Origin of the sequence: Streptomyces viridiviolaceus, assembly GCF_014650995.1 — a bacterium.
In the GTDB taxonomy this organism is placed as follows: Bacteria; Actinomycetota; Actinomycetes; order Streptomycetales; family Streptomycetaceae; genus Streptomyces; species Streptomyces viridiviolaceus.
Genome location: NZ_BMWA01000013.1, coordinates 189760 through 214094, shown reverse-complemented (window position 1 = coordinate 214094; position 24335 = coordinate 189760). Strand labels below are relative to the sequence as shown.

The 24335-nt window shown below is 74.0% G+C and carries 24 protein-coding genes; 15 read left to right on the top strand and 9 right to left on the bottom strand.

The window, feature by feature from the left end:
• Window positions 1-306 precede the first annotated feature (306 nt).
• From bdeA to IE260_RS20840, 9 genes are all read left to right on the top strand, one after another.
• Entirely contained in the window at window positions 307-1239 is a 933-nt protein-coding gene (gene bdeA, locus IE260_RS20880) for a bis(hydroxyethyl) terephthalate hydrolase (protein WP_189874048.1), read from the top strand.
• A 223-nt stretch (window positions 1240-1462) separates the two neighbouring features.
• Window positions 1463-4330 (top strand): helix-turn-helix domain-containing protein, encoded by a 2868-nt coding sequence (locus IE260_RS20875; protein WP_189874047.1) that lies wholly within the window; start codon window positions 1463-1465, stop codon window positions 4328-4330.
• 119 nt (window positions 4331-4449) lie between these two features.
• Window positions 4450-5727 (top strand): PucR family transcriptional regulator, encoded by a 1278-nt coding sequence (locus IE260_RS20870; protein ID WP_189874045.1) that lies wholly within the window; start codon window positions 4450-4452, stop codon window positions 5725-5727.
• 379 nt (window positions 5728-6106) lie between these two features.
• A complete protein-coding gene (locus IE260_RS20865; RefSeq protein ID WP_189874043.1) occupies window positions 6107-6889 on the top strand; it encodes an ABC transporter ATP-binding protein in 783 nt (260 codons plus the stop codon).
• A complete protein-coding gene (locus IE260_RS20860) occupies window positions 6886-7686 on the top strand; it encodes an ABC transporter ATP-binding protein (RefSeq protein ID WP_189874041.1) in 801 nt (266 codons plus the stop codon). Before IE260_RS20865 ends, IE260_RS20860 begins: the two co-directional genes overlap by 4 nt.
• Window positions 7683-8579 (top strand): branched-chain amino acid ABC transporter permease, encoded by an 897-nt coding sequence (locus IE260_RS20855; RefSeq protein ID WP_189874039.1) that lies wholly within the window; start codon window positions 7683-7685, stop codon window positions 8577-8579. The genes IE260_RS20860 and IE260_RS20855 overlap by 4 nt, the downstream gene beginning before the upstream one ends.
• Window positions 8572-9711 carry a branched-chain amino acid ABC transporter permease gene (locus IE260_RS20850; protein WP_189874037.1) on the top strand — a complete coding sequence of 380 codons (1140 nt, stop codon included), beginning with the start codon at window positions 8572-8574 and terminating at the stop codon, window positions 9709-9711. Before IE260_RS20855 ends, IE260_RS20850 begins: the two co-directional genes overlap by 8 nt.
• Complete coding sequence (locus IE260_RS20845) at window positions 9708-10985, top strand: ABC transporter substrate-binding protein (protein ID WP_189874035.1); 1278 nt, start codon at window positions 9708-9710, stop codon at window positions 10983-10985. Before IE260_RS20850 ends, IE260_RS20845 begins: the two co-directional genes overlap by 4 nt.
• Window positions 10986-11187: 202 nt before the next feature.
• Entirely contained in the window at window positions 11188-12006 is an 819-nt protein-coding gene (locus IE260_RS20840) for an SAM-dependent methyltransferase (protein ID WP_189874033.1), read from the top strand.
• 75 nt (window positions 12007-12081) lie between these two features.
• Here IE260_RS20840 and IE260_RS20835 read toward each other — a convergent pair whose 3' ends face one another.
• Both IE260_RS20835 and IE260_RS20830 read right to left on the bottom strand, forming a co-directional pair.
• Window positions 12082-12999 carry a helix-turn-helix domain-containing protein gene (locus tag IE260_RS20835; protein WP_189874031.1) on the bottom strand — a complete coding sequence of 306 codons (918 nt, stop codon included), beginning with the start codon at window positions 12997-12999 and terminating at the stop codon, window positions 12082-12084.
• Window positions 13000-13139: 140 nt separating this feature from the next.
• Window positions 13140-13316 carry a DUF397 domain-containing protein gene (locus tag IE260_RS20830; protein ID WP_373303374.1) on the bottom strand — a complete coding sequence of 59 codons (177 nt, stop codon included), beginning with the start codon at window positions 13314-13316 and terminating at the stop codon, window positions 13140-13142.
• Between the two features lie 224 nt (window positions 13317-13540).
• On the opposite strand from IE260_RS20830, the gene IE260_RS20825 reads away from it, so the two are divergent.
• From IE260_RS20825 to IE260_RS20815, 3 genes are all read left to right on the top strand, one after another.
• Window positions 13541-14131: an ATP-binding protein gene (locus IE260_RS20825; RefSeq protein ID WP_229880962.1), complete on the top strand. Its 591-nt coding sequence runs from the start codon at window positions 13541-13543 to the stop codon at window positions 14129-14131.
• A 28-nt stretch (window positions 14132-14159) separates the two neighbouring features.
• A complete protein-coding gene (locus IE260_RS20820; protein WP_189874027.1) occupies window positions 14160-14705 on the top strand; it encodes a hypothetical protein in 546 nt (181 codons plus the stop codon).
• A 247-nt stretch (window positions 14706-14952) separates the two neighbouring features.
• A complete protein-coding gene (locus IE260_RS20815; protein ID WP_189874026.1) occupies window positions 14953-15213 on the top strand; it encodes a DUF5133 domain-containing protein in 261 nt (86 codons plus the stop codon).
• Window positions 15214-15278: 65 nt separating this feature from the next.
• On the opposite strand, the gene IE260_RS20810 is transcribed toward IE260_RS20815, so the two are convergent.
• A complete protein-coding gene (locus tag IE260_RS20810) occupies window positions 15279-16247 on the bottom strand; it encodes a GlxA family transcriptional regulator (protein ID WP_189874025.1) in 969 nt (322 codons plus the stop codon).
• Between the two features lie 198 nt (window positions 16248-16445).
• Between IE260_RS20810 and IE260_RS20805 the strand changes: the two genes are divergently transcribed.
• Window positions 16446-16919 carry a hypothetical protein gene (locus tag IE260_RS20805; RefSeq protein WP_189874023.1) on the top strand — a complete coding sequence of 158 codons (474 nt, stop codon included), beginning with the start codon at window positions 16446-16448 and terminating at the stop codon, window positions 16917-16919.
• Between the two features lie 109 nt (window positions 16920-17028).
• Complete coding sequence (locus IE260_RS20800; protein ID WP_189874021.1) at window positions 17029-17244, top strand: hypothetical protein; 216 nt, start codon at window positions 17029-17031, stop codon at window positions 17242-17244.
• Between the two features lie 19 nt (window positions 17245-17263).
• Here IE260_RS20800 and tgmB read toward each other — a convergent pair whose 3' ends face one another.
• From tgmB to IE260_RS20785, 3 genes are all read right to left on the bottom strand, one after another.
• Entirely contained in the window at window positions 17264-18247 is a 984-nt protein-coding gene (tgmB, locus tag IE260_RS20795; RefSeq protein ID WP_189874019.1) for an ATP-grasp ribosomal peptide maturase, read from the bottom strand.
• Between the two features lie 16 nt (window positions 18248-18263).
• A complete protein-coding gene (gene tgmA, locus IE260_RS20790; RefSeq protein ID WP_003978169.1) occupies window positions 18264-18455 on the bottom strand; it encodes a putative ATP-grasp-modified RiPP in 192 nt (63 codons plus the stop codon).
• A 119-nt stretch (window positions 18456-18574) separates the two neighbouring features.
• Entirely contained in the window at window positions 18575-18898 is a 324-nt protein-coding gene (locus IE260_RS20785; protein ID WP_189874017.1) for a YkvA family protein, read from the bottom strand.
• A gap of 207 nt (window positions 18899-19105) precedes the next feature.
• Here IE260_RS20785 and IE260_RS20780 point away from each other — a divergent pair, with 207 nt between their 5' ends.
• Window positions 19106-20323, top strand: coding sequence for a hypothetical protein (locus tag IE260_RS20780; protein ID WP_189874015.1), 1218 nt, complete (start codon window positions 19106-19108; stop codon window positions 20321-20323).
• Window positions 20324-20434: 111 nt separating this feature from the next.
• On the opposite strand, the gene IE260_RS20775 is transcribed toward IE260_RS20780, so the two are convergent.
• Genes IE260_RS20775 through IE260_RS20765 form a run of 3 tightly spaced genes read right to left on the bottom strand, consistent with a single transcriptional unit; the run spans window position 20435 to window position 24139 of the window.
• Complete coding sequence (locus IE260_RS20775) at window positions 20435-22564, bottom strand: xanthine dehydrogenase family protein molybdopterin-binding subunit (protein ID WP_189874013.1); 2130 nt, start codon at window positions 22562-22564, stop codon at window positions 20435-20437.
• A 28-nt stretch (window positions 22565-22592) separates the two neighbouring features.
• A complete protein-coding gene (locus IE260_RS20770; protein WP_189874011.1) occupies window positions 22593-23582 on the bottom strand; it encodes an FAD binding domain-containing protein in 990 nt (329 codons plus the stop codon).
• Entirely contained in the window at window positions 23579-24139 is a 561-nt protein-coding gene (locus tag IE260_RS20765; protein ID WP_189874009.1) for a (2Fe-2S)-binding protein, read from the bottom strand. Before IE260_RS20765 ends, IE260_RS20770 begins: the two co-directional genes overlap by 4 nt.
• Window positions 24140-24335 lie beyond the last annotated feature (196 nt).

Genomic DNA, 24335 nt, shown 5'->3' with positions numbered 1-24335 from the left:
TGCCGGTCCTCACGGTGACCACCGTGCACGGTGGCCGGTCGAGGCCGAGGGTGTCACACGGACCTGGCGGGGGCGCAACCCCGCACGGCAGCCGCCGCGGTCCGCTTCCGGCCTCCCTCGCCCCATGCCTCACGGGAGACCGGTGATTCTGCCGATCCCCCCGACCGCACCGCCCCTCGACAGTGGCACCGCCAGCACATCGGCGAAACCCGGTCGGCGGATGTCCGGGGACGCGACCCCACGCGTTCCCGGGCCGTGCGCGACCGCCGGCCGGTTCCCTCGCCACGACAGAGAGGACGACTCGTCGTGCACCAGCACCCCCACACCCACACCGCCTCCCGGGCCTCCCGCCCGGCGTCCGGCGGGATGCGGCGGCGACTCGCCGGAGTGACGGCGGCCATCGTTGCCGTCGTCGGGCTCGGCACCCTCAGCGGCCCGGGCGCCCACGCCGCCGACAACCCCTACGAGCGCGGCCCGGCGCCCACCGAGGCCGGCATCGAGGCCCTGCGCGGCCCGTACGCCGTGTCGGAGACGAGCGTCTCCTCGCTCGCCGTCACGGGATTCGGGGGCGGCACCATCTACTACCCCACGAGTACCAGCGACGGGACCTTCGGCGCCGTCGTCATCTCGCCCGGCTTCACCGCGTACCAGTCCTCCATCGCCTGGCTCGGACCGCGCCTGGCCTCGCAGGGCTTCGTGGTGTTCACCATCGACACCAACACCACGCTGGACCAGCCCGACTCCCGGGGCCGGCAACTGCTCGCGGCCCTGGACCACCTCACCGAGCGCAGCTCCGTCCGCGGCCGGATCGACAGCAGCCGGCTCGGAGTCATGGGCCACTCGATGGGCGGGGGCGGCAGCCTGGAGGCCGCGAAGTCCCGTCCGTCCCTGCAGGCCGCGATCCCCCTGACGCCCTGGAACCTGGACAAGACCTGGCCCGAGGTCAGCACACCGACGCTGATCGTGGGAGCCGACGGGGACACGGTCGCACCGGTCGCCTCCCACTCCGAGCCGTTCTACTCCAGCCTGCCGGCCGCCACGGACCGCGCCTACCTGGAGCTGAACAACGCCACGCACTTCTCGCCGAACACGTCGAACACGACGATCGCGAAGTACAGCATTTCCTGGCTCAAGCGGTTCATCGACAACGACACCCGCTACGAGCAGTTCCTGTGCCCGCTGCCGCGGCCGAGCCTGACCATAGAGGAGTACCGGGGCAACTGCCCGCACGGCTCCTGACGGCTCCCGGCACCTCTCCGGCACCATCCGGCGGCGGTCGCGGACACGCGGGCGCCGCCGGCGCTGTGCCGGTGCACGGTCCCGGGGGCCGCGCACTGGGCAGCGGCACACGCCGTCACCCGCCCGCACCGGGCGAAAACGCAGGTGACACGGCCGACGGGCCTGCGAGCCGGCGCCGACCAGTGGCTTCCGCCCCAGGTTACGCGCGCGTAACCTCCGGGGAATGACCGGAGAGACGACGGTACGTGAGGCCGTGCGGATCCACGGCCGGGACGCGGGGCGGCGTGCGGTGGGCGCGCTGCTGGAGCGCCTGCGCGGTCACAGCGGCCGGCTCGTCGTGACCGGTGAGCCCGGTCTCGGCCGTACCACCCTCCTCCACTGGGCCGCCCGCTCCTTCGACGCGGGGCCGGTCGTGGGCCTGGAGAACGGACCGGACGGACTCACGGCCGTCGGCCACGACGGCCGGCGAACGACGGTCCCGGGGGCCGCAGTCGCGCCGGAGCGACTGCTCGCCACGCTACGGGCGGCGGCGGGAGCCGTCGACGCGCCGCTGCTCGTTTGGGTCGACGACGCGCATCAGTGGGACGCCCCGGCCCGGGCCCTGCTCGGCCGCGCGGCACAGGATCCACACACCGGAGGCCGGGTCGGCCTGCTCCTCTCCGTCGCCGGACACCGTGCCGTCGACCCCGAGTTGGCCCACCTGCCCGTCGTACGCCTGGACCCGCTGACACCGCAGCAGGCCGACGCCCTGCTCGACGACGTGACCGACGGCGCCGCCGACCCCGCCGTACGCGAGCGCCTGCTGGCCGAGGCGGAGGGGAACCCGGCCCTGCTGCTCGCCCTGACCCGGCGCCTGTCACCGGCCGAACTGCGCGGCCACCGCCCGCTGCCACGGCCCCTGGCCGACGCCGGGACCCTGGCGGACGTCGTGGGACGGGCCGTCCTGTGCGCGCCGTCGCCCGAAGAGCGGGACCTCCTGCTGACGGTGGCGGCGGCGGTACGGGCGTCGGACACCCCGGACGTCGACGCCGGCCTCGTCCTCGCCGCCGTACGGCACCCGCGGACCGCCGCGCCGCCGCCGTGCCCGGCGCCACCGCCCGAGTACCTCGCCCTGGCGGAGGGCCGGCTCCGATTCCTCAGTCCGCTGCTCGGCCGGGCCGTCCACGCCACCGCGGCGCCCGACCGGCGCCGTGCCGCGCACCGGGCCCTCGCGCACGTCCTGGAAGCCGGCGGACACCGGCTCCCCGGTCTGCTGCACCGCTCCTGGTCCCTGCCCGCAGGCGCGTCCGCGCCGACGCTCGCGGACCGGCTGGCGGCGCACGCGGCCGACAGCACGGCCACCGTCTCCTACCGGCAGCGCGCGCTGGCGTACACCCGCGCCGCGGAGCTGACGGCGCACGGCCCGGCACGGGCGGAGCGGTACACCGCCGCCGCCGAACAGGCACTGCTCGCCGGACGGCCGGACCGGGCACGCCCGTTGCTCGCCGCCGCCCGCGACTGCGGCGGCCCGGCCGCGGTACGGGGGCGGGCCGAGCTGGTGCGCGGACTGACGGAACTGCGGGACGGTCCCGTCGGCGACGCCCACCACTCCCTCCTGCTGGCCGCGACCCTGCTCGCCGCGGACGCCCCCGACCAGGCCGCGTCGGCCGCTCTCGCCGCGGCCGACGCGGCCTGGTCGGCGGGGGACCTGACGGCCTGCCTGACGGCACTGGGCACGGAACAGTGCCGTCCGGACGGCACGGAGCCGCCCGGAGCAGGAGACCCGGACCGGGCCGACCAGCCGGGAACCGCCGAGCCACCGGACGAGCCCGCCACCCCGTGCCCCGCGGACGGACCCGCCGCAGTCCGCGATCCGGGACCCGCGTCCCGCCCCCTCGGCCCCGACCCCGTGCGCGACCACCGCCTCGGCATGCGGGCGTTGCTCGAAGGACGACTCGACCGGGCCGCCGTGCCCCTCGGGCAGGTGGTGGACCGGGCCGGGAGCGACGACCGGCCCGAGGGGCTGCTGCGGTCGGCGGCGGCCGCCCTGCTGCTGGGGGACGTGGACGCCGCCCGCCGGGCGGGCGCCCGGGCCCTGGCCGCGGCCCGGCACGTCGGCTCGCACGCGCTGGTGCCGCAGGCGCTGGAGTACCTCGCCTACGCCGAACTGCGCGCGGGCCGGCACGCGCAGGCCCGGGCCCACGCCGAGGAGGGGCTGCGCACCGCGCTGCGGGCCGGGCAGCGCAACACGGCGGCCCACCACCACGCGGTCCTGGCGCTCGCGGGATCGATCGAGGAGCAGCCCGCCGCCGTCGCCCGGCATGTGACGGCCGCGCTGTCCATCGCGCGGCGGCACGGGCTGGCCCAGGCGGCCACCCTGGCGGAGTGGGCGGTGGCCCGGGCCGACCTCGGACGCGGCCGTCCGTTCGACGCCGCCGACCGGCTCGGCCTGCTGGTGCTGCCCGGGCCCCGGCGCGGCCACTTCGCCGTGTGGCGGCTCGCCGTGCCGTGCTTCGTGGAGGCCGCGGTCCTCGCCGGACGGCACGACGAGGCCCGTGCGCTCATGACGGACTTCGCCGGCTGGGCAGCCTTCGGCGCCGACCCGCACGCCGCCGCCCAACTGGCCCGCTGCCACGCCCTGCTGGCCCCGCCGGACCGCGCCGACGACCTCTACCGGCGCGCACTGGACCGGCACGACGAGGCGGACGGCGACTTCGAACGGGCGCGCACGGCTCTGCTGTACGGCAAGTGGCTGCGCCGGCGGCGCCGGCCGCGCGAGGCCCGCGACCGGCTCGGCACCGCCCTGGCGGGCTTCGAGCGCTGCGGCGCCGGCGTATGGGCCGAGCAGACCCGCGGCGAGCTGCGCGCACTCGGAGCCGCCTCGCCCGGGGCGGGCGCCGGGGCGCTGACCCGCCTCACGCCGCAGCAGCTGCGCATCGCGAGGCACGTCGCCGAGGGTGCCACCAACCGCGAGGTGGCGCTGGCCCTCGCGGTGAGCACCCGCACCGTCGACTACCACCTGCGGAAGGTCTTCGCGACACTCGGCGTGCGATCCCGGGTGGAGCTGGCCCGCATGGTCGAGCAGGTGGAGAAGACCGGTGCACGAGTCTAGGGACCGACCAGACGGTATGCGATCCTTCGGGGCAGGACGAGTCAGGGGACGGGCCCCGCACGGCGGACAGAGCCCGCCGCGGGACGGCCCCGGAAGCCCTAGCCAGGGGGAGGGCCGCCATGCAGCACGCCGTACGGTCACGAGCAGCGATCCGCAGCGGACTCACGCCCGTTCCACGCCCGCGGACACCGAGCGTCGCGTCGCTGATCGACGCCGACGCCCTGCGGGTCCTGCACCGGGCCGCCCGTGCCCTGCTCGACGACCTCCCCGGTCTCACCGACCGGCTGGTGGCCGTCCTGCAGGAACAGGAACCGGCCTATCGCGCCGCCATGACGAAGGACCCCACCGCGACCTGGCAGGAGGCGCACCGCTCGCTGCGGCACAGCGTGAACTCGCTGGTCGACCCCCGCGGTGCCCGGGACGCGGCCCGCCGCTGTTCCTGGCGGATCGGTGCCACGCGCGCCGAACAGGGACTGCCGCTGGACGCCCTGCTGCACGCGTTCCGCCTGGGCGGGTCGCTGGTGTGGCAGCGGCTGGTCGAGGAGACCTCCCGCACCGCACCTGAGGACGTCCGCCTGCTGGTGCACGTGGCGGCCGACGTGTGGAACTTCGTCGACGAGCACTGCACCCTCGTGGCGGACGCCTACCGGCAGACCGAGTGGCAGCTCAGCCGCCGCCGCGAGAACCGCGCCCGGCTCCTTGCGGCCGGACTGCTCGACGGCACCAGCCGCATCGCCGACCTGCCCGAGGCCGCCCAGGCGCTGGACCTGCCGGAACACGGCCGGTACGTCGTCGTCGCCGTCGCCGTCGGACCCGGTGTGCGTCCCGGTGCCGCCCGGTCCGCCGCCGTACCGGACGGAACACGGGTGCAATGGCACGCCGGCGCGGACGTCGACTACGGCATCGTCCTGCTCGGCGACGGCGACGGCGACGCCGGGCCGCCGCAACCCGTGCCGGACGGCCCGCCCCCGGGCGTCAGGATCGGCGTCGGCAGCCCCGTCGCCGGGCTGGCCGCGGTGGGCGACGCCCGCAGGCTCGCCGACACCGCCCTCGGTATCTGCCCCGCGGCCGGCGGCGCGGTCCGCCTCGACGACCACCTGCCCGCCGCCCTGGTCGTCTCCAGTCCCGAACTCGGCCGGGCCCTCGCAGGGCAGGTGCTGGGCCCGCTGCTGCGGCTGGAACCCGCGGACCGGGACGTGCTGCTGGACACCCTGACCACCTGGCTCGACTGCGACGGCTCGGCGCAACGCGCCGGCGAACGCCTCTATTGCCACCGCAACACCGTCCTCAACCGCCTGCGCCGCTGCGAGCAGCTGACCGGACGGTCCCTGGCCCGCCCGGCGGACCTCGTGGAGATCAGCCTCGCCCTGACCGCCCGCAGGCTGCTGCGCGACTAGGCCCTGCCCTGCGGGCCGGGTGAGCAGGGAGGCCGTGGTGGCTGTCGAGGCAGGTCAGCGGCGCCGGGGCGTCCAGCCGCGCGGCGGCGGAGGAGGAGGCCGGCACCAGGCGACGACGCCACTGCGGCACCCCCGCCCCTGAGCCGGTGGGGGAGGGGGTGCCGGACCCGGCGTCAGCGGCCTGATCCACCGGACGGGCCCAGGGAGGTGCGCGCCAGGACCGCCCGTGCCTGGGCATCCGCACAGACTGACCGCCCCCGGACTGGGACGCCGCAGCGACCCGGGCCGCGGCCCCTGTACGGCCACCCCCGCCCGTGCTGTCGTGAGCTCCCCCTTCCCTCGTCACCGTGCCGCTTCGGCACGGTCCCAAGGAGCCGCGATGCCCGAAGCACCACCGGACGACGAGCCCGCGCTGCACGTCGAGAGCCTCGACGTGACGTACGGGCGCGCCCTGTCCGCCCTCCGTTCCGTGTCGCTGACCGTTCCGCACGGCGGCGTCGTCGCCCTGCTCGGCGCCAACGGCGCCGGCAAGACGACCCTGCTGCGGGCCGTGTCGGGCACGCTGCGCCTGCACCGCGGCGCGGTCACCGCCGGCCGTGTCCGCTACGGCGACACGGTTCTCGACGGCCGGGACCCGGTCGCGGCGGTACGCGCCGGAGTCGTGCAGGTGCCCGAGGGCAGGCGGGTGTTCGCCGGGCTCACCGTCGACGAGAACCTCCGGGCCGGCGGGCTCGGCCTCTCCCGGCGTGCCCCGGCCCAGGTCCGCCGGGCCCGCGACCGCGTCTTCGCGCTCTTCCCGCGGCTCGCCGAACGCACCCACCAGGCCGCCGGCCTGCTGTCCGGCGGCGAGCAGCAGATGCTGGCCATCGGCCGTGCCCTCATGGCCGCACCCCGCCTGCTCCTGCTCGACGAACCGTCACTGGGGCTCGCCCCGCAGATGGTGCACCGGATCGGCGAGGTGATCCGCGAGATCAACACCCAGGGAACCGCGGTCCTGCTGGTCGAGCAGAACGCCGGCATGGCGCTGTCGCTGGCGGACCACGCCTACGTCCTGGAAGTCGGCGAGGTCGGGCTGTCCGGGCCCGCCGCCGAACTCGCCCGGACGGACGCGGTGCGCCGCCTCTACCTGGGCGAGACCGCCGACGGTCAGGGGGCCGCGTGACCACCCGTACCACCACACCCCCCGCGCTCCACGTCCGGGACGTGACCGTGCGCTTCGCCGGTCTCACCGCCCTCGACGACGTGTCCTTCACCGTCGCGCCGGGCACCCTGCACGCCGTCATCGGACCCAACGGCGCGGGCAAGTCCACCTGCTTCAACGTCCTGTCCGGCCTGTACCGGCCCGCCCGGGGCTCCGTACGGCTCGGTGACGAGGAGCTCACCCGGCTCGCCCCGCACCGGATCGCCGCCCTCGGGGTGGCCCGCACCTTCCAGAACATCGTCACCACCCAGGGAACCGTCGCCGACAACCTGATGCTGGGCCGCCACGTCCTGTCCCGCTCCGGCTTCGCCGCCAGCGCCCTGCGCCTGCCGCGGGCCCTGCGCGAACAGCGCGAACACCTCGCCGCGGCCCGCGGGATCGCCGAACTCACCGGTCTCGGAGAGCACTTCGAGACACCGGTCGCCCTGCTGTCCTACGGCGACCGCAAGCGGGTGGAACTCGCCCGCGCCCTCTGCCTGGAGCCCCGTGTGCTGCTGCTCGACGAACCCGTGGCCGGCATGAACGCCGCCGAACGCGCCCGCACCGCCGAGGTCGTCCGGGACATCCGCGCCGAACTCGGCCTCTCCGTCGTCCTGGTGGAGCACGACATGGGGCTGGTCATGCGGCTCGCCGACGAGGTCACCGTCCTCGACTTCGGCAAGGCCATCGCCCACGGCACCCCCGACGAGGTCCGCGGCGACCCCGAGGTGCTGCGCGCCTACCTCGGCACCGAGACCACGGGGGAGGACGCGGCATGACCGGCCTCCTCGACAACCTCCTGAACGGCGTCGCCCTCGGCTCGGTCTACGCCCTGATCGCCCTCGGCTTCGTCACCATCTTCAAGGCGTCCGGCGTCCTCAGCTTCGCCCACGGCTCCCTGCTGCTGCTCGGCGGCTACCTCGTCGCCGTCCTCCACGACGACCTCGGCTTCGCCGGAGCCCTGGCGCTGGCGGTCGTCGTGACGGCGCTCGTGGCCGGAGCGCTGGACCGGCTCGTCCTCCAGCGCGTCGGCACGGACTCCCACGCCGCGCACGTGCAGACCATCGTGACCATCGGCATCGACATCCTCCTCGTGACCGACCTGGCCCGCCGCATCGGCGGCGACCTGCTGACCCTGGGCGACCCCTGGGGCGACTCGGTGACCGACCTGGGGCCGGTGACGGTCGCCGACAGCCGCATCGCCGCGATCGTGGTGTCCGCGGTGGCCATCGCCGGCGCCTTCGCCCTCTTCCGGTTCACGCCCTGGGGCCTGTCCCTCAGGGCCGCCGCCGAGGACGCCGAGGCCGCTGCCCTCATGGGCGTACGCCTGACCCGGGTACGGGCGATCGCCTGGTGCCTGGCGGGCGGCCTCGCCGCGCTGGCCGCGGTCTTCCTCGTCGCGTTCCCGGCACCAGGCCTGGAGCGCACCACCGGCCAGATCGCGCTGAAGGCGTTCCCGGCCGCGATCCTCGGCGGCATGGCCTCCCCGGTCGGCGCCCTGGTCGGCAGCATGCTGATCGGCCTCACCGAGGCCCTGGTCGCCGGCTACCAGTCCGACCTGCACGTCCTCGGCGAGGGCTTCGGCGACGTCGCCCCGTACGCCGTGATGGTGCTGGTCCTCCTGGTGCGTCCCACCGGGCTGTTCGCGGCGAGAGGAGCGGCCCGTGTCTGACGTCCTCACGTCCGTGCTGCGCAGGCGGGGCTGGACCCTGCTGCTCGCCCTCCTCCTGTTCGCCCTGCCCTTCTACCTCGACGCCTTCTGGCTGCGCATCGGCCTGTTCTCCATGGCGGCGGCCATCGGGGCCGTCGGGATCGGCCTGCTCAGCGGGACCGCGGGACAGCTCTCCCTCGGCCACGCCTTCTTCCTCGCCGTCGGCGCCTACGGCTACGTATGGCTCGCGGGCGAGCCCGGACCGGGGCTGCCGCCCGCCCTCGCGGTCCTCCTCGCGGTGCTGCTGGCGGGTGCGGCGGGCGGACTGTTCAGCCCCGTCGCCGGCCGGGTGAAGGGCATCTACCTCGGTGTGGCCACCCTCGCCCTGGTCTTCCTCGGCCACCACGTCCTGCTCACGGCGGACTCCGTCACCGGTGGCTTCAACGGACGCTCGGTGCCGCCGCTGGAGCTCGGCGGCTTCTCCTTCACGGAGGCCGACCCCGGCCTCACCGTCCTGGGCGTGCCGTTCGGCGCGGAGGAACGGCTGTGGTACCTGGGCCTCGCCCTGTTCGCCCTCACCTGGTTCACCGCCCGCGGACTGCTGCGCGGCCGCCCCGGCCGCGCCCTGGTGGCGCTGCGCGACAGCGAGACCGCCGCATCGGTGATGGGGGTGCACGTCGCCAAGTACCGCTCGGCCGCGTTCGTCGTCTCCTCGATGTACGCGGGCCTCGCCGGCGTCCTGCTGGCGCTCTCCTTCCGCCGCGTGGTGCCCGACTACTTCTCCCTCGCCCTCTCCGTCGACTACCTCGCCATGATCGTCATCGGCGGGCTCGGCTCCGTGGCCGGGGCCACCGCGGGCGCCGTCTTCGTCACCGGGCTGCCGTTGCTGATGACCCGCTACGCCGACCAGTTGCCGCTGGTCGCCACCCCCGGCTCGGGCGACGGCTCGATCGGCCCCACCGAGGCCGCCCGCTACCTCTACGGCGCGGCGATCGTCGTGATCCTGCTGTACGCGCCCGACGGCCTGCACGGACTGGCCCGCCGGACCCGCGCCCGCCTGCGCCGCCGACCCCCCGTCACCGTCCCTTCCGAGACCGGGCCTGCGCCCGGGACCTCCGCCACCACCGCACGAGCCAAGGAGCACACCCCGTGAACGTGACGCACCCCAGGCCCCGCACCACTCGGACCGCCGTGGCCGCGGCACTGGCCGCCGTACTGCTCGCGGGCACCGGCTGCAGCTCCAAGGCGGACGGCGGGAGCACCGGCGACGGCGCCGACGGCGTCAAGTCCGGCCCCGGAGTCACCGACAAGGCCATCAAGCTGGGCGCGCTGACCGACCTGACCGGCCCCTACGCCACCCTCGGCAAGAGCATCGTGCAGGCCCAGCAGATGTGGGCCGACGAGACCAACGCCGCGGGCGGCATCTGCGGACGGAAGGTCGAGATCGTCGTCAAGGACCACGGCTACGACGTGCAGAAGGCGGTCACCGCGTACGCCGACATCTCCCCGGACGTCGTGGCCCTGCCCCAGGTCATCGGCTCGCCGGTGGTCGCGGCCCTGCTCGACGACATCCAGCGCGACAAGGTCCTCACCTTCCCGCAGGCCTGGGCGGCCTCCCTGCTCGGCAAGGACGCCGTCCAGGTCCTCGGCACCACCTACGACCTCGACATGATCGCCGCCGTCGACTTCCTGACCCGCACCAAGAAGGTGGCCGAGGGCGACACGATCGGCCACGTGTACTTCGAGGGCGACTACGGGGCCAACGCGCTGGAGGGCTCGCAGTGGGCCGCCCGGAAGGCCGGTCTGAAGGTGGTCGGCCAGAAGATCAAGGCCACGGACACCGATCTGTCCGCGCAGGTGTCGGCGCTGCGCAAGGCCGGCGTGAAGGCCGTCCTGATCAGCGCGGGTCCCGCCCAGACGGCTTCGCTCGCGGGCGTGGCCGCCTCCCGGGGCCTGCGCGTGCCGGTCGTCAGCAGCGCCCCCGGGTACGCTCCGCAGCTGATGAAGACGCCGGCCGCGGCGGCCCTGGAGGCGATGGTGCACGTGGTCAGCGCCGCACCGGCGGTCAGCTCCGACCTGCCCGGCGTGAAGAAGATGGTCGCCTCCTACGGGAAGAAGTACCCCGGCTCACCCGTCGACTCCGGTGTCCTGTCCGGGTACAACGCCGCCCAGCTGATGGGCGCGGACCTGAAGAAGGCGTGCGAGGACGGCAGCCTCGCCCGGGAGGACGTGGTCAAGGCGCACCGCTCCCAGAAGAACGCCGACACCGGTCTCGGCACCCCGCAGGACTTCACCGACGTCGCGGCGCCCGCCAGCAGGTCCACCTATGTGCTCAAGCCCGACCGCAAGGCGGTCGGCGGCGTGGTGAACGTGGAGGAGGCCCACCAGGCACCCGGGGTCGACGAGTACCTCGCCTCGCGCGGCTGACGTGACGGGGTCTCCCGGTCCGCGGCACGGGGCGCGGACCGGGAGACCGCCGGCGACCGGGGCAGCGGCGTGTCAACTCCTAGGTGACAAGGGTGACTTGCCGTTGACCCTGCTCATGCTCTGGTTTCGGTGAGCGACGGCTCTCTAGGATGTACTCTCGGTCAGGCCAGTGCAGTTGGCGCGGTACGGAGCTGGGGGAACGATGCAGGGCGACAAGCAGCTGTCCACGGAGATCGACGCCAACGTGCCCACGGCCGCACGTATGTACGACTACTACCTGGGTGGCAAGGACAACTACGCGGCCGACCGCGCCGCCGTCGAGGAACTCGACAAGGTCGTGCCCAGCACCCGCCGGCTGGCGCTGAACAACCGGCGCTTCCTGCAGCGGGTCGTGCGGACCCTCTCCGAGGAGTACGGCATCCGCCAGTTCCTCGACCACGGATCAGGTCTCCCCACCCAGGACAACGTCCACCAGGTCGCCCAGCGCATCGCGCCCGACTCGCGTGTGGTCTACGTCGACAACGACCCGATGGTCCTGGTCCACGGCCGGGCGCTGCTGGACCAGAACGACCGCACCGCCGTCATCCACGCCGACATGCGCTCCACCGACGAGATCTTCTCCCACCCGGACACCCAGCGCCTGATCGATTTCTCGCAGCCGGTGGCCGTGCTGTTCAACTCCGTCTTCCACTGCATCCCGGACAGCGACACCGACGGCCCGTCGGCCGTCGTCCGCCGCGTGACCGAGCGTCTCGCGCCCGGCAGTTACGCGGTGATGTGCCAGCTGGTCAGCGAGGACGCGGAGGTCCGCAGGTCGGTCACGGAGTTCATGGACCAGGCGACGCAGGGACACTGGGGCCGTGTCCGGGAGGAGAAGGACGTCGCGGAGTGGTTCGAGGGGATGGAGATCCTCGAACCCGGACTGGTCGAGGTGTCCACCTGGCGGCCGGACAGCGAGGTGGCTCCGCGTCAGCTCACCCGGGAGTGGATCGAGTTCGGCGGCGTCGGGCGCCTCTCCTAGCAGCGTGCCAGGGGGCCGTGCGGGACGGCGGGAAGCCGACCGCTCGGCCCGGCCTTCCCGCCCGAGCCGCTCACTTCACGGTGTGTAGCGCTGGGCCATCGTCGCCCGCAGCATCTCCACGGAATCGCGCGGCGTCAGCGCCTCGTCGGCCAGCCGGTCCAGCGCGAGCCGGTACTCCTCGGTCTCGTCCCGGTCCTCGAGGAAGTTGGCGCTCTTGATGTGCTCCAGGTAGACCACGTCGGGCAGGTCGATGCCGCCGAAGCGCAGGTAGGTGACCGGGATGGCGGGCGCCGACGCGTTCGTCACGTTCAGCGGCACGATCTGCAGGGTCACGTTGGAACGCCCGGCCATCTCGACGAGGTGCCCGAGCTGCTCACGCATGACGTCCGAGCTGCCCAGCACCCGCAGCAGTACGGACTCGTCGATGATCGCCCAGAGCTGCGGTGCGTCGGCGCGGAACAGCAACTGGGCCCGTTGCATGCGCAGTTCGACGCGTCGCTGCACCTCGGTGGCGGGCGCGTTCGGCAGGCCGCGCTCGACGACGGCCCGTGTGTAGGCCGCCGTCTGGAGGAGACCGGGGACGTACTGGATCTCGAAGGTCCGGATGGTCGCGGCGGCCTCCTGCAGGCCCACCAACCGGTCGAACCACTCGGGCATCAGCCGCTTGTCGTAACGCTGCCACCAGCCCGGCTCGCCGGCGCGCTGCAACAGCTTCAGCAGCACGGACGCCTCGTAGGCGTCGGTGCCGTACAGCTCCAGCAGTGCGCGGACGTCGTTCTCGGTCGGCGGCCTGCGGCCCTTGCCCGACTCGATGCGCGAGAGCTTCGCCGCGCTGAACCCCAGTTCGCGCGCCGCCTGTTCCTGGGACAGGCCGGCGTCGTCGCGGAAGCCCGCCAGCTGTACACCGACGAGCATCTTCAGCAGGGTCGGTGCCGGCTCGGACCGGTCCTGGTAGGGTTCGAGACGGGAGATGCGATGCGACGCGGCGGACATCCTGACTCCCAGCAGACCGGCAGACTCGAGAAACACACTATCTCATCCACTCGGTCCCCGGCGCATCCGCCTGTGGAAATCGGGTAGTTGGACTCCGCTTCACCGCCGGGCGTCCCGCTCGGCGGTGAAACCCCCGCGCCTCACACCAGGTGGTCGAACTCGCCGTCCTTCGCCCCGGCCAGGAAGGCCGCCAGCTCCGCGGAGGTGTAGACCAGCGCGGGGCCGTCCGGGTCGCGGGAGTTGCGCATCGCGATGCCTCCGTCCACGGGGGCGACTTCTACGCAGTTGCCCTCGGCGTTGCTGTGCCGGCTCTTCATCCAGCAGGCCTCCAGCGAACTGGCCTGCACTCCGTTGCGTGGCACCGCGGTCTCCTTGCTGTTCGGGGGAGCAGGCCGCACCCGGCGGCTCCCACACGCTCCCAGCCGATTTTTTTCGCGCAATTTCTCGTGCAATTGCACACGAGCGCTGTCTGCGTGGATAATAGCCGGGGCGTCAACCCCCGGTTGGCCGCACAATTCTGACGTCGCATCAGGGAGATGCCGTGTCATCACCTGCGCACCGCACCCTCCGGCCGCTCGACCGGTCCGCGCCGGAGGCGGGCCCGACGAGTGAGTTCGGCGGGCTCCCGCGCGCGACGCGGCCGGCTTCCCGTCCGGACGAGTGGCCCCTCGCCAAGACCCCTGAGACGCCTGGCGCCGCAAACCCCCCACAGGGTGGCCGTACCGCCTCGGCGGCGCTGCGTATCACGTGTACCGGGGCAGGGTTCGCCCGCGCCCGGAGCTTCGCCAGGGAGACGCTGTGCGGCTGGTCCCTCGGACACCGGGCCGACGACGCGGTCCTCGTGATCACCGAGCTCGCCTCCAATGCCGTGGTGCACGCGGCGCCGGCCGTCGCCCCCGACGTGCCGGAGATCGGACTCGGACTCGCCCGGCACCCCGAGCACGTGATGCTGACCGTCTCCGACCCCGGCGACACCATGCCCGTGTTCGCACCGTCCGACGGCTCCGCCCTTCAGGAGGGCGGACGTGGCCTGTGCATCGTCGACGCCCTGGCCGAGGAGTGGGGCTGGGCCCCGCGACTCCCCGCGGGCAAGACGGTCTGGGCCAAGCTGTCGACCCGCTCCCACACCTGACCCGACTGCCGCGGAAGGGCCCCACACCATGCGCAGCGCTCCGACACCACAGCCGAGCACCGGGCGCACCGATCGTCAGGCGTCGCCGACCGGACCGGCCCGGACGGCCCCCCTCGCGGGGCTCGACCGGGTGCCCTGGGAGGCGATCCAGGACTCCAGCGGCTCGGCGGCGGCGATTCCCCGCCTGCTCAAGAAGGTCGCCTGGGGCGACCCCGAGACCGCCGGCGCCGCGCTCGACGATCTGCGGAAACGCATCTGCCAGTACGGCTTCGTCGTCGAGCAGGCGACCGCCGCGACGGTCCCCTTCCTGTGGGAGCTGGCGCAGCGGCCCCAGGTGAGCTGCCGGGCGCAGATCATCCAGCTGCTGAAGAACATCGCCGACGCCCGGCAGTGGGAGAGCACGGCCGCCGTCTATCCCAAGCTGCTCAACCGCCGCGAGAACCCCGTGGCATGGGAGCGCGCGGCGCGGCAGGCCGTGCGCGCCCGGCGGGGTGCCCTGCGGGGACTGCTGGCCGAGAGCGACACCGAGATCACCCGGGCCAGCACCGAACTGGCCCGCACCCTCGGAGACTGAGGCCCGCGCCCTCTGCGGGGGAGAAGGCGCGGGCCTCCTCCGGCGTACGGCAGGGTGTGGTGCGTTCCTCGCCGCCGGAGTGGGGCCGCAGGCGGTACGTCCTTTTTCTGTCGATTCGCCGCCCGTTTTCGGTGATGGTCGGTCAGGAAGCGAAGTATTTCGGTCAATCGCACGCGAGGGTGCCCATGGTGTGAATGTTTCGGCCGTGTTCGGGCATACGCAGCGAAAATCGAGAGAGGGGCGCTTCGTGCTCGAACCGGACCCGAAGGTCGTCAGAGAGTTGCTGACGCGCTACGCGTCGCTGCGGATCGCTCAGGCGGAGAGGGAGAGGCCGGCGGCGGCGCGCGAGCTGGCGGACGTGAGCTACACGCTGTGCGTGATGATGGCGACGACCAGCATCCACGACGCGGTGGCCAAGGCGGACGCCCTGCTGCTCGCCAAGGGCCGGACGACGGCCGCCGCACCGGCGGAAACGGAAGGGGAGAGCGGCCTGTCGCTGGCCGTGTGACACCGCCGCCCGTGGGGCCCGTCCTGCGGATCGGACCGAACTCGGCCTGATCCGCAGGACGGGCCCTACGCACGGTTCGCCGGGGCGGCCGGCTTCCCGTGGAACGCCGAACGGTAGGCGTACGGTGTGGTGCCCACCACCCGGCGGAACCGCTCCCGGAAGGCCGTGGGCGACCCGAAGCCCGCCTGCTGCGCGATCCGTTCGACCGTGTGATCGCTGTTCTCCAGCAGGTACTGCGCGCGCCGCACCCGCGCCCGGAGCAGCCACTGCAACGGCGTGGTGCCCGTCTGTTCGCGGAAACGGCGGCTGAACGTGCGCTCGCTCATGCCCGAACGCGCGGCCATCGCCCCCAGGGTGACCTCGTCGGCCAGATGGTCCTCGATCCACTCCAGCACGGGTTCGAGGTCCGAGCCCCGCGGCACGGGCGGGTGCTCGTGCACGATGAACTGGGCCTGTCCGCCCTCCCGTTCCAGCGGTACGACACACATCCGCGCGGCGTGCGCGGCCACGGCCGACCCCAGGTCCCGCCGGATCATGTGCAGGCACATGTCGAGGCCGGCGGCGGCGCCCGCCGAGGTGAGGATCTGCCCGTTGTCGACGTAGAGCACGTCCGGCTGCACCTCGATCCGCGGATGGCGGCGGGCCAGCTCCGCGGCGGCCATCCAGTGCGTGGTGGCACGCAGCCCGTCGAGCAGCCCGGCCTCGGCGAGGACGAAGGCGCCCACGCACACCGACGCGATGCGGGTACCGGCCGCGGCCGCCTGCCGCAGGGCCGCCAGCACGCCGTCGGACGGCGGTCCGTTCTCCTCGGAGCGGCCCGGCACGATGATCGTGTCCGCGTCCTCGAGCGCGTCGAGCCCCCGGTCGACGCGGAGGACGAGTCCGTCCGTGCGCACCTCCGGGGACTCGGCGCACAGCCGGACCCGGTAGGGGCTGCGCCCGTCGGGCAGCCGCGTCCAGTCGAAGACCTGCATCGGCGCCGCCAGGTCGAAGGGCACCACGTCGTCGAGGGCCAGGATCGCCACGGTGTGCATGGCCGCCACGATAGGCGGGTTCACGCCTGCGGCAGAAGCCCCGGTCACAGGGGTGCGCGGTCGGACTTCTCCTGGTCGGCGCGTTGGCGAGAACCCGTTGGAAGCTGTCGTTTCAGCCTCTGTGGGCCCCCGTGGCGGCTGCCTAGCGTGGGGGTTCCCCGACAGTCCGTCCGATCCAGCCCTGCGGAGCCCCGATCCATGACCGAGTTCCTGTTGTCCCTCCATGTCCTGGCCGCCATCATCGCCGTCGGTCCCGTGACCGTCGCGGCCAGCATGTTCCCCCCGGCGGCCCGCCGCGCGATGGGTCCGGACGGTGACGGGGCCGGTGCGGGGGCCGTGGGCACGGTCCGGCTGCTGCACCGCATCTGCCGGGTCTACGCCGGCGTCGGAGTGGCGGTGCCGGTCCTGGGTTTCGCCACCGCGTCGGCGATGGGAGTCCTGGGGGACGGCTGGCTCGTCACGTCCGTCGCCCTGACCGCGGCGGCCGCGGGCGTCCTGGTCGCCTTCGTCCTGCCCCGTCAGGACGAGCTCCTCGCGCAACTGGCCGACCACCGGCCCGTCGAACGGGCCGGGACGGCCCGGCTCGCCATGTTCACCGGCCTGTTCAACCTGCTGTGGGCGACGGTCACGGTCCTCATGATCGTCCGTCCCGGGTCCACCACCGGCGCCTGAGGCGATGTCACCCGATCGGTGGAACGTGCACCCATCCGGTGGACGGACGCCTAGACTTCTCAGTCGCGCCTCCGCGGGGAGGCGGACGATACGAAAGGCACGTTGACGGGTGTTCCAGGATTCTCCCATCTACGACCGACTCGTCGCCGAATGCGGTGACGTCCCCACGCAGGTGCGCCGGGAGGCCGAGCGCCTGAGCAGGGAACTCGCGGTCGTCCTGCCCCCGCTGCACGCTCCCGGCCAAGGGCCCGGCGCCGAACGTCCGCCGTCCCCGGGCGCAGGCTGGCAGCGCACCGCCCTGCTGCCCGGCCCGCGCCCGCAGTGATGCCGGCCGGGGACGGCGCTCAGCGGGCCGTGCTCCGCGCGTCGTCGGCGGGAGCCGGGTCCTCGTTCCCGGGCCGGGCCAGCCACTCGGCGATGGCGCGGGCGATCGGCTGACCCGTGTCCACCTCGACGAAGCCGAACTGACCCGACTGGTTGCACTCCAGGAACCACCAGGTCCCGTCGCCGTCCTCGGCGAAGTCGAAGGCTCCGTAGGCGAGTTCCGCCTCGCGGACGTAGGCGCGGACGGCCTCGGCGACGCGCGGCGGCACCTCGGCCGGGCGCCACGGCTCGTCGGACGGGTCGAAGCGGACGTCCACCTCGTCGGTGTCCGGGCCCGCGCCCGTGGCCCTGCGGGCGGCCAGCAGCCGGTCACCCACGACGGTGAGGCGGACGTCGGCGCGCTTGGCGACCCGCCGTTGCAGCAGCGTGGGGCCGAGGGTGACGGCGGAGAAGTCGGCCTCCGGCGGAACCCTGCTGGTGGGCACGGCCCGCGGCGGATCCTGCGGATGCGTGCCCGAGACGGGCTTGACGACCAGATCCGGGTAGCGCTCGGCGAACTCCCGGGCCGCCCGTGGAAACGTCGTGATCAGCGTGGCGGGCACGGGCAGGCCGCACCGCTGGGCCAGCCGGAGCTGCCAGGGCTTGTGACGGGCCCGGCGGGCCGCGTCGGGGTGGTTCATCCAGCGAGCCCCGCAGTCGCGGAGCATGCCGTACAGCGCCTGGGTGGACTCCTCGGTCAGCCACGCCGAGGGCGCGGCGGCCCGCGCGGCCGGGGTACCCGGCCTGCGCACCCACACGGAGCGCAGCCCGCCGATGCTCACCAGGCGGCCCCCGGACGACAGATGGCCGCGGAAGGAGCCGTGCACGAACTCCCCGGAGAGCGCGACGGATCCGGTCAGGTCGGCCGGGTCCAGGCGGACGACCGGCACCCCCGAGGCGTTCAGGTGCACGACCACCATGTCCGCCGTGACGTCCTCTTCACAGGTCAGGATCAACACGGTCATTCTCGACGGTCCGTGTTCAGTCGTCGAAATGGGTCTTCGAGCCCGCAGTGGACGTCGTGGTCCCCAGCTCTCGCAGCAGGGCGTGGTCACAGGCGGCCACACGCCCGTCGAGGAGCACGTTCAACTGCAGCCCGCTGTCGTAGACGTACGGAGTGGTGGCTTCCAACTCCACTGCGGGCCGCGCGTAGTTGAGCGCAAACGGTTGCATCGTCTCTCCCTCGTCGGTGCTGCGCCGATCAAGCGATGGTCCCTGTGCGCCGTCGCCTGGTCCGCCGACTTCCTTCGGCTTCCAGAGACTTATACGAATCGAACGGGTGAATGGTTTCCTTACGCAGCGTAGTCGTGGGGCGGGCTCGCGCCGGGGCGGCGGTCCGGGGGCCGCCCTCTCTCGCCGACCGGGCTGCGCAGGGTGCGCAGAGCGAGGAGCAGTACGCCGATGTCGTCCAGGTACACGGGATCGGGCACCAGGTCGGCGGGGAGCACCAGGTACAGGACGGCTCCCCAGAAGACCCACCGCGGACCGGTGGGCAGCCCGGCCCGTCTCAGTTCCCGTCGGGTGCGGACCAGCCGCACCAGCACGGCGACGGCCAGGCCCAGGAGGACCGCCGCGAGCGTCACCGCCACGGCGATCACCATCGTGGTCGTATCCACCCAGCCCCTCCTCGTGGTGCCGTGGCGCACGCCTCATCCTTCCGATTCCCGTTCGGGGCGCCGGTATGGCTGTACGGCAGGTCTCTCATCCCCGTGGCCCGCCCGAGTGGCAGCGTGGGGTGGACGGGCCTAGTAATGGTCAGCACAGCTGCGTGTCGCAGGTCGGGGACGCCGGAGCGGCCCGCACCCCCATCACACGGAGAGATCATGACCACCGGCTCTTCAGCACCCCGTCCGCCCGAGTACGTCATGGCCTGCGCCGACCCGCCGTCCGTGGGCACGGCCGTGGTCACGGACGAGCACCCGGTCCGCCCGCCGGAGGCCGAGCCCGACGACGCCGAGCCGCTCGCCGTGGGGGGCCGCCCGGCGGACGCGTCCGCCGTCGGGCACGCCTACGACGACCTCCTCGACGTCCTCCACGACGGACTTCCCGTCCCGGAGACCGCGGCGACGACCGCGTACGGCGACCCCGTCGGCGACCTGGTGCGGACAGCCGTGGCCGACCGGCCGCTGGAGGACGTCGCGGACCTCATCACGACGCTGGAGCAGTACCCCGAACACGCGCGGGCCACGGTGGAGGCCCTCCGCGCGGTCGGCGTGAACCGCTCCGTCGAGGACGTCGCCCGGCTGGCCGTCCTGCTGACCCGGCCGCCACGCAACCCCGACAGCGCGGACGAGGCGATCCGCGCCGCCGTCGAGTCCCGCTCGGTGGAGGACGTCTCCCGGCTGATGGAGCTGCTGCACCGGACGCCGCTGGAGCCGCACTGCGGACAGGCGGCGGTACGCGCCGCCGCCACCGGCCGGCCCGTCGGGGAACTGGTGCGGCTGATCGGCCGCGTGGCCGAGGGGAGACGGGCACACACGGATCCTCTGCAGGCCCGGGTCGCGCCGGTCCCCGAGGAGGCGGACGACGCGCGGCAGGAGCCGACGCGGGTTTGGCGGTCGCTGAAGGCCGTCGTGGCCGGCCGGAGGCCGCGCCCGGCGCGCGAGCGCTCCGGGGGGCGGCCCGCGATCTGGCCGACGTGGCTCGCCGTCGCGGCCCTCGCCGTGTGCGGAGTCGCTTACTTCCCGTTGCAGCAGCACGGCGCGTCCCCCCGCGCCTACGGACTGGCCCTCGGCCTGTCGGCGCTCTGCCTGGTCCTCGCCCTGCTGCTGACCGTGCGGCCCGCCGTGCCGACGCTCGCCGCGGCGGTCGTGGGCCCGGCGGCACCGGCCGCGGCGAAGCTGTACGGCAGCGCCACGCCCTCGGCAGGCGTGTCCCGGGCCGTCGACCTGACACTGGCGTCGGCCTGGATCGCCGTACCCGTCGCCGTGTCCGCCTCACTGGTGGCACTGACCGCCCTGTGCGTCCAGGTGGCCCGGCAGGCGCCGGACACGGGCCCGCCGGCGCCTGCGATCGCCCACGCCGGCCGCGCCCCGGACTGACCGTCCGCCCACGAACCGCCGCTGCCGGCGACCCTCGCGTCCGGGTCGCCCCGGCCCCGCCGCTGAGCCGGGGGCCGGCCCGGGCGTCCGGCCTGACCCGATCCGCTCGGGTCAGGCACCCAACGTGCCCGCGGGGTGCTCGTGTTCGAGCAGCCCGGTCAGCACCCGGTCCGGAGTGAGCGGGAGTTCGCGGAAGCGGATGCCGGTGGCGTGGTGGACGGCGTTGCCGATCGCCGCCGCCGAGCCGACGATGCCGATCTCGCCGATCCCCTTGCTCCCCATCGGGTTGAGGTGGTCGTCGTCCTCGTCGACCCAGTGCGCCTCGACGGACAGGACGTCCGCGTGGGCGGGCACGTGGTACGAGGCCAGGTCGGACTGGGTGAAGTCGCCGAAGGCGGGGTCCATCGTGCTGTCCTCGGTCAGCGCCATGCCCAGTCCCATCGTCATGCCCCCGATGAACTGGGAGCGCGCCGTACGGGCGTTGAGGATGCGCCCCGCCGCGAACACGCCCAGCAACCGGCGGACCCGTACCTCACCGGTGACCGTGTCGACCGCGACCTCGGCGAAGTGCGCCCCGAAGGCATGCCGCGACCAGGGCTGGTCCGCGTCGGCCCGGCCCGAGGTGTCCGCACTCGCCGTGACGCCCTCCGCGGGCAGCGGCCCCGAGTGCCCGGCCAGACGGTCCCTCAGCCGGACGCACGCCTCGTGCACGGCCCAGCCCCAGGAGGCGGTGCCGGACGAGCCGCCGGCCAGCGGAGCGGGTGGCAGGTCGGTGCTGCCCACCTCGATACGGACCCGCTCCAGCGGTACGCCGAGGGCGTCGGCAGCGACCTGCGCGAGGACCGTCCGGGCTCCCGTGCCGATGTCGGTGGCGTTGGTGCGTACCAGGAATCCGCCGTCCGGCAGTGCCTGCGCCGCCGCGGTGGACGGGGCCACCAGCACCGGGTACGTGGCCGCGGCCACCCCGGTACCCACCAGCAGGGGACCGGCGGCGCGGGACCGGGGCCGCGGATCGCGCTCGGACCACCCGAACCGGCGGGCACCCTCGCGCAGACACTCCACGAGGTGCCTGCTGCTGAAGGGCCGGCCGCTGTCCGGCTCGGTCTCCGGCTCGTTGCGGATCCGCAGTTCCACCGGATCCATGCCGAGTTCGGTGGCCAGCTCGTCCAGGGCCGACTCCAGCGCGTACATGCCGGGTGCCTCGCCCGGGGCGCGCATCCAGGACGGCGTGGGCACGTCCAGCCGGGCCACGCGGTGCAGCGTCCGGGCGGTGGGCGTCGCGTACATCACGCGCGCCGGCACCGCGGCCTGCTCCACGAACTCCTTGATGCGCGAACTGTGCGTGGTCACCTCGTGCACCAGGGACGTGAGCCGGCCGTCGGCCTCGGCACCGAGCCGGAGCCGGTGCAGCGTCGGCGCACGGTGGCCGACGACGGCGGGCAGGCAGCGGCGCGGCAGGGCGAGCGTGACCGGGCGGCCCGTGTGCCGCGCCGCCATCGCGGCGAGCACCACGTCGGGACGCGGCGTGCCCTTGGAGCCGAAGCCGCCGCCCACGTGCTCGGCGACGACCCGGATCCGGTCCTCGGGCAGCTCGAACATCGCGGCCAGCGCGGCGCGCACGGCGTTGGTGCCCTGGCTGGAGGTGTGCACCACGAGCCGGTCCCCGTCCCAGTACGCGGTGCTGGCGTGTGGTTCCATCGGGTGGTTGTGCAGCGGCGGCACCCGGTACTCGACGTCGACCCGGGCCGGCGAGGCGGCGAACGCGGCGTCGGGATCGCCGTGTTCGCGCAAGCCCGGGTAACCTGCGTTGACCTCCTGCGGAACGTACGCCTCCGGGTGCGACGGTGTCAGCGTCACGTCGTACCCCTCCGCGTCGTAGGTGATGCGGACGGCCGCGGCGCCGGCCCGGGCCGCCTCCAGGGTCTCGGCCACCACCAGGGCCACGAACCAGCCCCGGTGCGGCACCCGGGGGCTCTGCAGCACGGCCAGCACGGGATCGTCCGGTGCGGCGAGCCGGGGCGCGTTCTCGTGCGTGAGCACCGCGAGCACGCCGGGCAGCGCCAGGGCGGGCGCGGCGTCGACGCCGGTCACCCGGCCCCTCGCCACCGTCGCCGGGACGGGCAGGCACTGGGCGCGGCCCGGGACGTCGAACTCGGCGGCGTACCGGGCGGTGCCGGTGACCTTCTCCCGCCCCTCCCGGCGCTCGGCGGGAGCGCCCAGGACGGTCTCGGTGCCGGTCATGGAGTCCTCCTCGTGGACGCCGGTGCCATCAGGTCGTGACCGGCGGCGCGAGCCGGCCGAGTACGTCGAGGGCGAGCCGTCGGGCCAGCGGCACCTTGTAGGCGTTGTCCCGCAGCGGCCGGGCGGCGGCCAGTTCCAGATCGACGGCGTGCTCGAAGGCCGCCGCCGTCGGGGCCGCGCCCAGCAGCGCCTCCTCGGCCCGCCGTGCCCGCCAGGGCCGGTGCGCCAGCGCCCCGAAGGCGATCCCGACCCGGTCCACCACGCCGTCCGTCATGTGCAGCACGGCGGCGACGGATGCCAGGGCGAAGGCGTACGACGCCCGGTCCCGGGCCTTGCGGTACGCCGACGCCGACGCCGGCCCGGCCGGCAGGACCACACCCGTGATCAGCTCGCCGGGGCGGATCTCGGTGTCGCGCTCGGGATGGTCGCCGGGCAGCCGGTGGAAGTCCGCGGCGGCCACGCTGCGGGCGCCCTCGGTGCCGTACAGCTCGACGCGCGCGTCGAGGGCGGCCAGCGCCACCGCCATGTCGGAGGGGTTCGTGGCGATGCACTGCTGCGAGTACCCGAGGACGGCGTGGTCGCGGTGGACGCCCTCCAGCGCCCCGCACCCGGTGCCGGGCTCGCGTTTGTTGCACGGCTTGGACACGTCCTGGAAGTAGGGACAGCGGGTGCGCTGGAGCAGGTTGCCGCCGGTGGTGGCGGCGTTGCGCAGTTGCCCCGAGGCGCCCGCGAGCACCGCCTGGGACAGCGCGGGGTAGCGGTCGCGGACCGTGGGATGGGCCGCGAGGTCGCTGTTGCGGACCATGGCCCCGATGCGCAGCGCACCGTCGGGCAGCTCCTCCACCGTGTCCAGCGGGAGCCGATGGACGTCGACGAGGGCGGCGGGCGCCTCGACGCCGAGCTTCATGAGGTCGACCAGATTGGTGCCGCCGCCGAGGTAGCGGGCGCCGGGGTGGGCGGCGAAGGCGTCGGTCGCCTCCTCGACGCTGTCGGCCCGGACATAGGTGAACGGCTTCACGGAATCACGTCCTCCACCGCGTCGGCGATGCGCGGATACGCACCGCACCGGCACAGGTTGCCGCTGAGCCGCTCCCGGATCTCCTCCCGGCCCAGGGGCACGGGCTCGCCGGAGGGTGTCGCCGGATCGGTGACGTGCGAGGGATGCCCGGCCGCCGCCTCGGCCAGCGCGCCGACCGCGGAGCAGATCTGGCCGGGAGTGCAGTACCCGCACTGGAAGGCGTCCCGCTCCAGGAACGCCCGCTGCACCGGGTGGAGTTCCTCGCCGTCCCCCGCGAGGCCCTCGACGGTGGTCACCTCGCAGCCGTCCAGGGCGACGGCGAACAGCAGGCAGCTGTTGACGCGCCGGCCGTCCACCAGGACCGTGCAGGCCCCGCACTGCCCGTGATCACAGCCCTTCTTGGCGCCCGTGAGTCCGAGGTCCTCCCGTAGGAGATCCAGTAGAACGCGTCGGTGGTCGACGACGAGGGTGTGCGGTTTGCCGTTGACCCGGAGCGTGGTCTCCGAGTGGTGGGACTCCGGGGAGCGGGAGGCGGCGCTCGCGCGGTCGCTGTCCATGGCGTCGATGACCTTCCGGGACGTGCCGAGCTGCTGTCCAGTCCGCGTATCCAGGTTGACCGCGCTGACACGTGCGCGGGCCCTCGGCCGGTCGCGGACCTCCGGGAGGCCCCGGCCCAGGGGTGGCCACGGAGTCGCACCTGCCCCGCGGAACCTGGCTCGCCCGCCTCCGCTCGCGCGGGTGGCGCCCCCGCCC

Bases quoted from the DNA above. Each gene is read 5' to 3' on its own strand.
- IE260_RS20875 (WP_189874047.1), top strand. From the start codon at position 1,463: ATGACCGGAGAGACGACGGTACGTGAGGCCGTGCGGATCCACGGCCGG.
- IE260_RS20870 (WP_189874045.1), top strand. From the start codon at position 4,450: ATGCAGCACGCCGTACGGTCACGAGCAGCGATCCGCAGCGGACTCACG.
- IE260_RS20865 (WP_189874043.1), top strand. From the start codon at position 6,107: ATGCCCGAAGCACCACCGGACGACGAGCCCGCGCTGCACGTCGAGAGC.
- IE260_RS20855 (WP_189874039.1), top strand. From the start codon at position 7,683: ATGACCGGCCTCCTCGACAACCTCCTGAACGGCGTCGCCCTCGGCTCG.
- IE260_RS20840 (WP_189874033.1), top strand. From the start codon at position 11,188: ATGCAGGGCGACAAGCAGCTGTCCACGGAGATCGACGCCAACGTGCCC.
- IE260_RS20835 (WP_189874031.1), bottom strand. From the start codon at position 12,999: ATGTCCGCCGCGTCGCATCGCATCTCCCGTCTCGAACCCTACCAGGAC.
- IE260_RS20830 (WP_373303374.1), bottom strand. From the start codon at position 13,316: ATGAAGAGCCGGCACAGCAACGCCGAGGGCAACTGCGTAGAAGTCGCC.
- IE260_RS20820 (WP_189874027.1), top strand. From the start codon at position 14,160: ATGCGCAGCGCTCCGACACCACAGCCGAGCACCGGGCGCACCGATCGT.
- IE260_RS20810 (WP_189874025.1), bottom strand. From the start codon at position 16,247: ATGCACACCGTGGCGATCCTGGCCCTCGACGACGTGGTGCCCTTCGAC.
- IE260_RS20805 (WP_189874023.1), top strand. From the start codon at position 16,446: ATGACCGAGTTCCTGTTGTCCCTCCATGTCCTGGCCGCCATCATCGCC.
- tgmB (WP_189874019.1), bottom strand. From the start codon at position 18,247: ATGACCGTGTTGATCCTGACCTGTGAAGAGGACGTCACGGCGGACATG.
- tgmA (WP_003978169.1), bottom strand. From the start codon at position 18,455: ATGCAACCGTTTGCGCTCAACTACGCGCGGCCCGCAGTGGAGTTGGAA.
- IE260_RS20780 (WP_189874015.1), top strand. From the start codon at position 19,106: ATGACCACCGGCTCTTCAGCACCCCGTCCGCCCGAGTACGTCATGGCC.
- IE260_RS20775 (WP_189874013.1), bottom strand. From the start codon at position 22,564: ATGACCGGCACCGAGACCGTCCTGGGCGCTCCCGCCGAGCGCCGGGAG.
- IE260_RS20765 (WP_189874009.1), bottom strand. From the start codon at position 24,139: ATGGACAGCGACCGCGCGAGCGCCGCCTCCCGCTCCCCGGAGTCCCAC.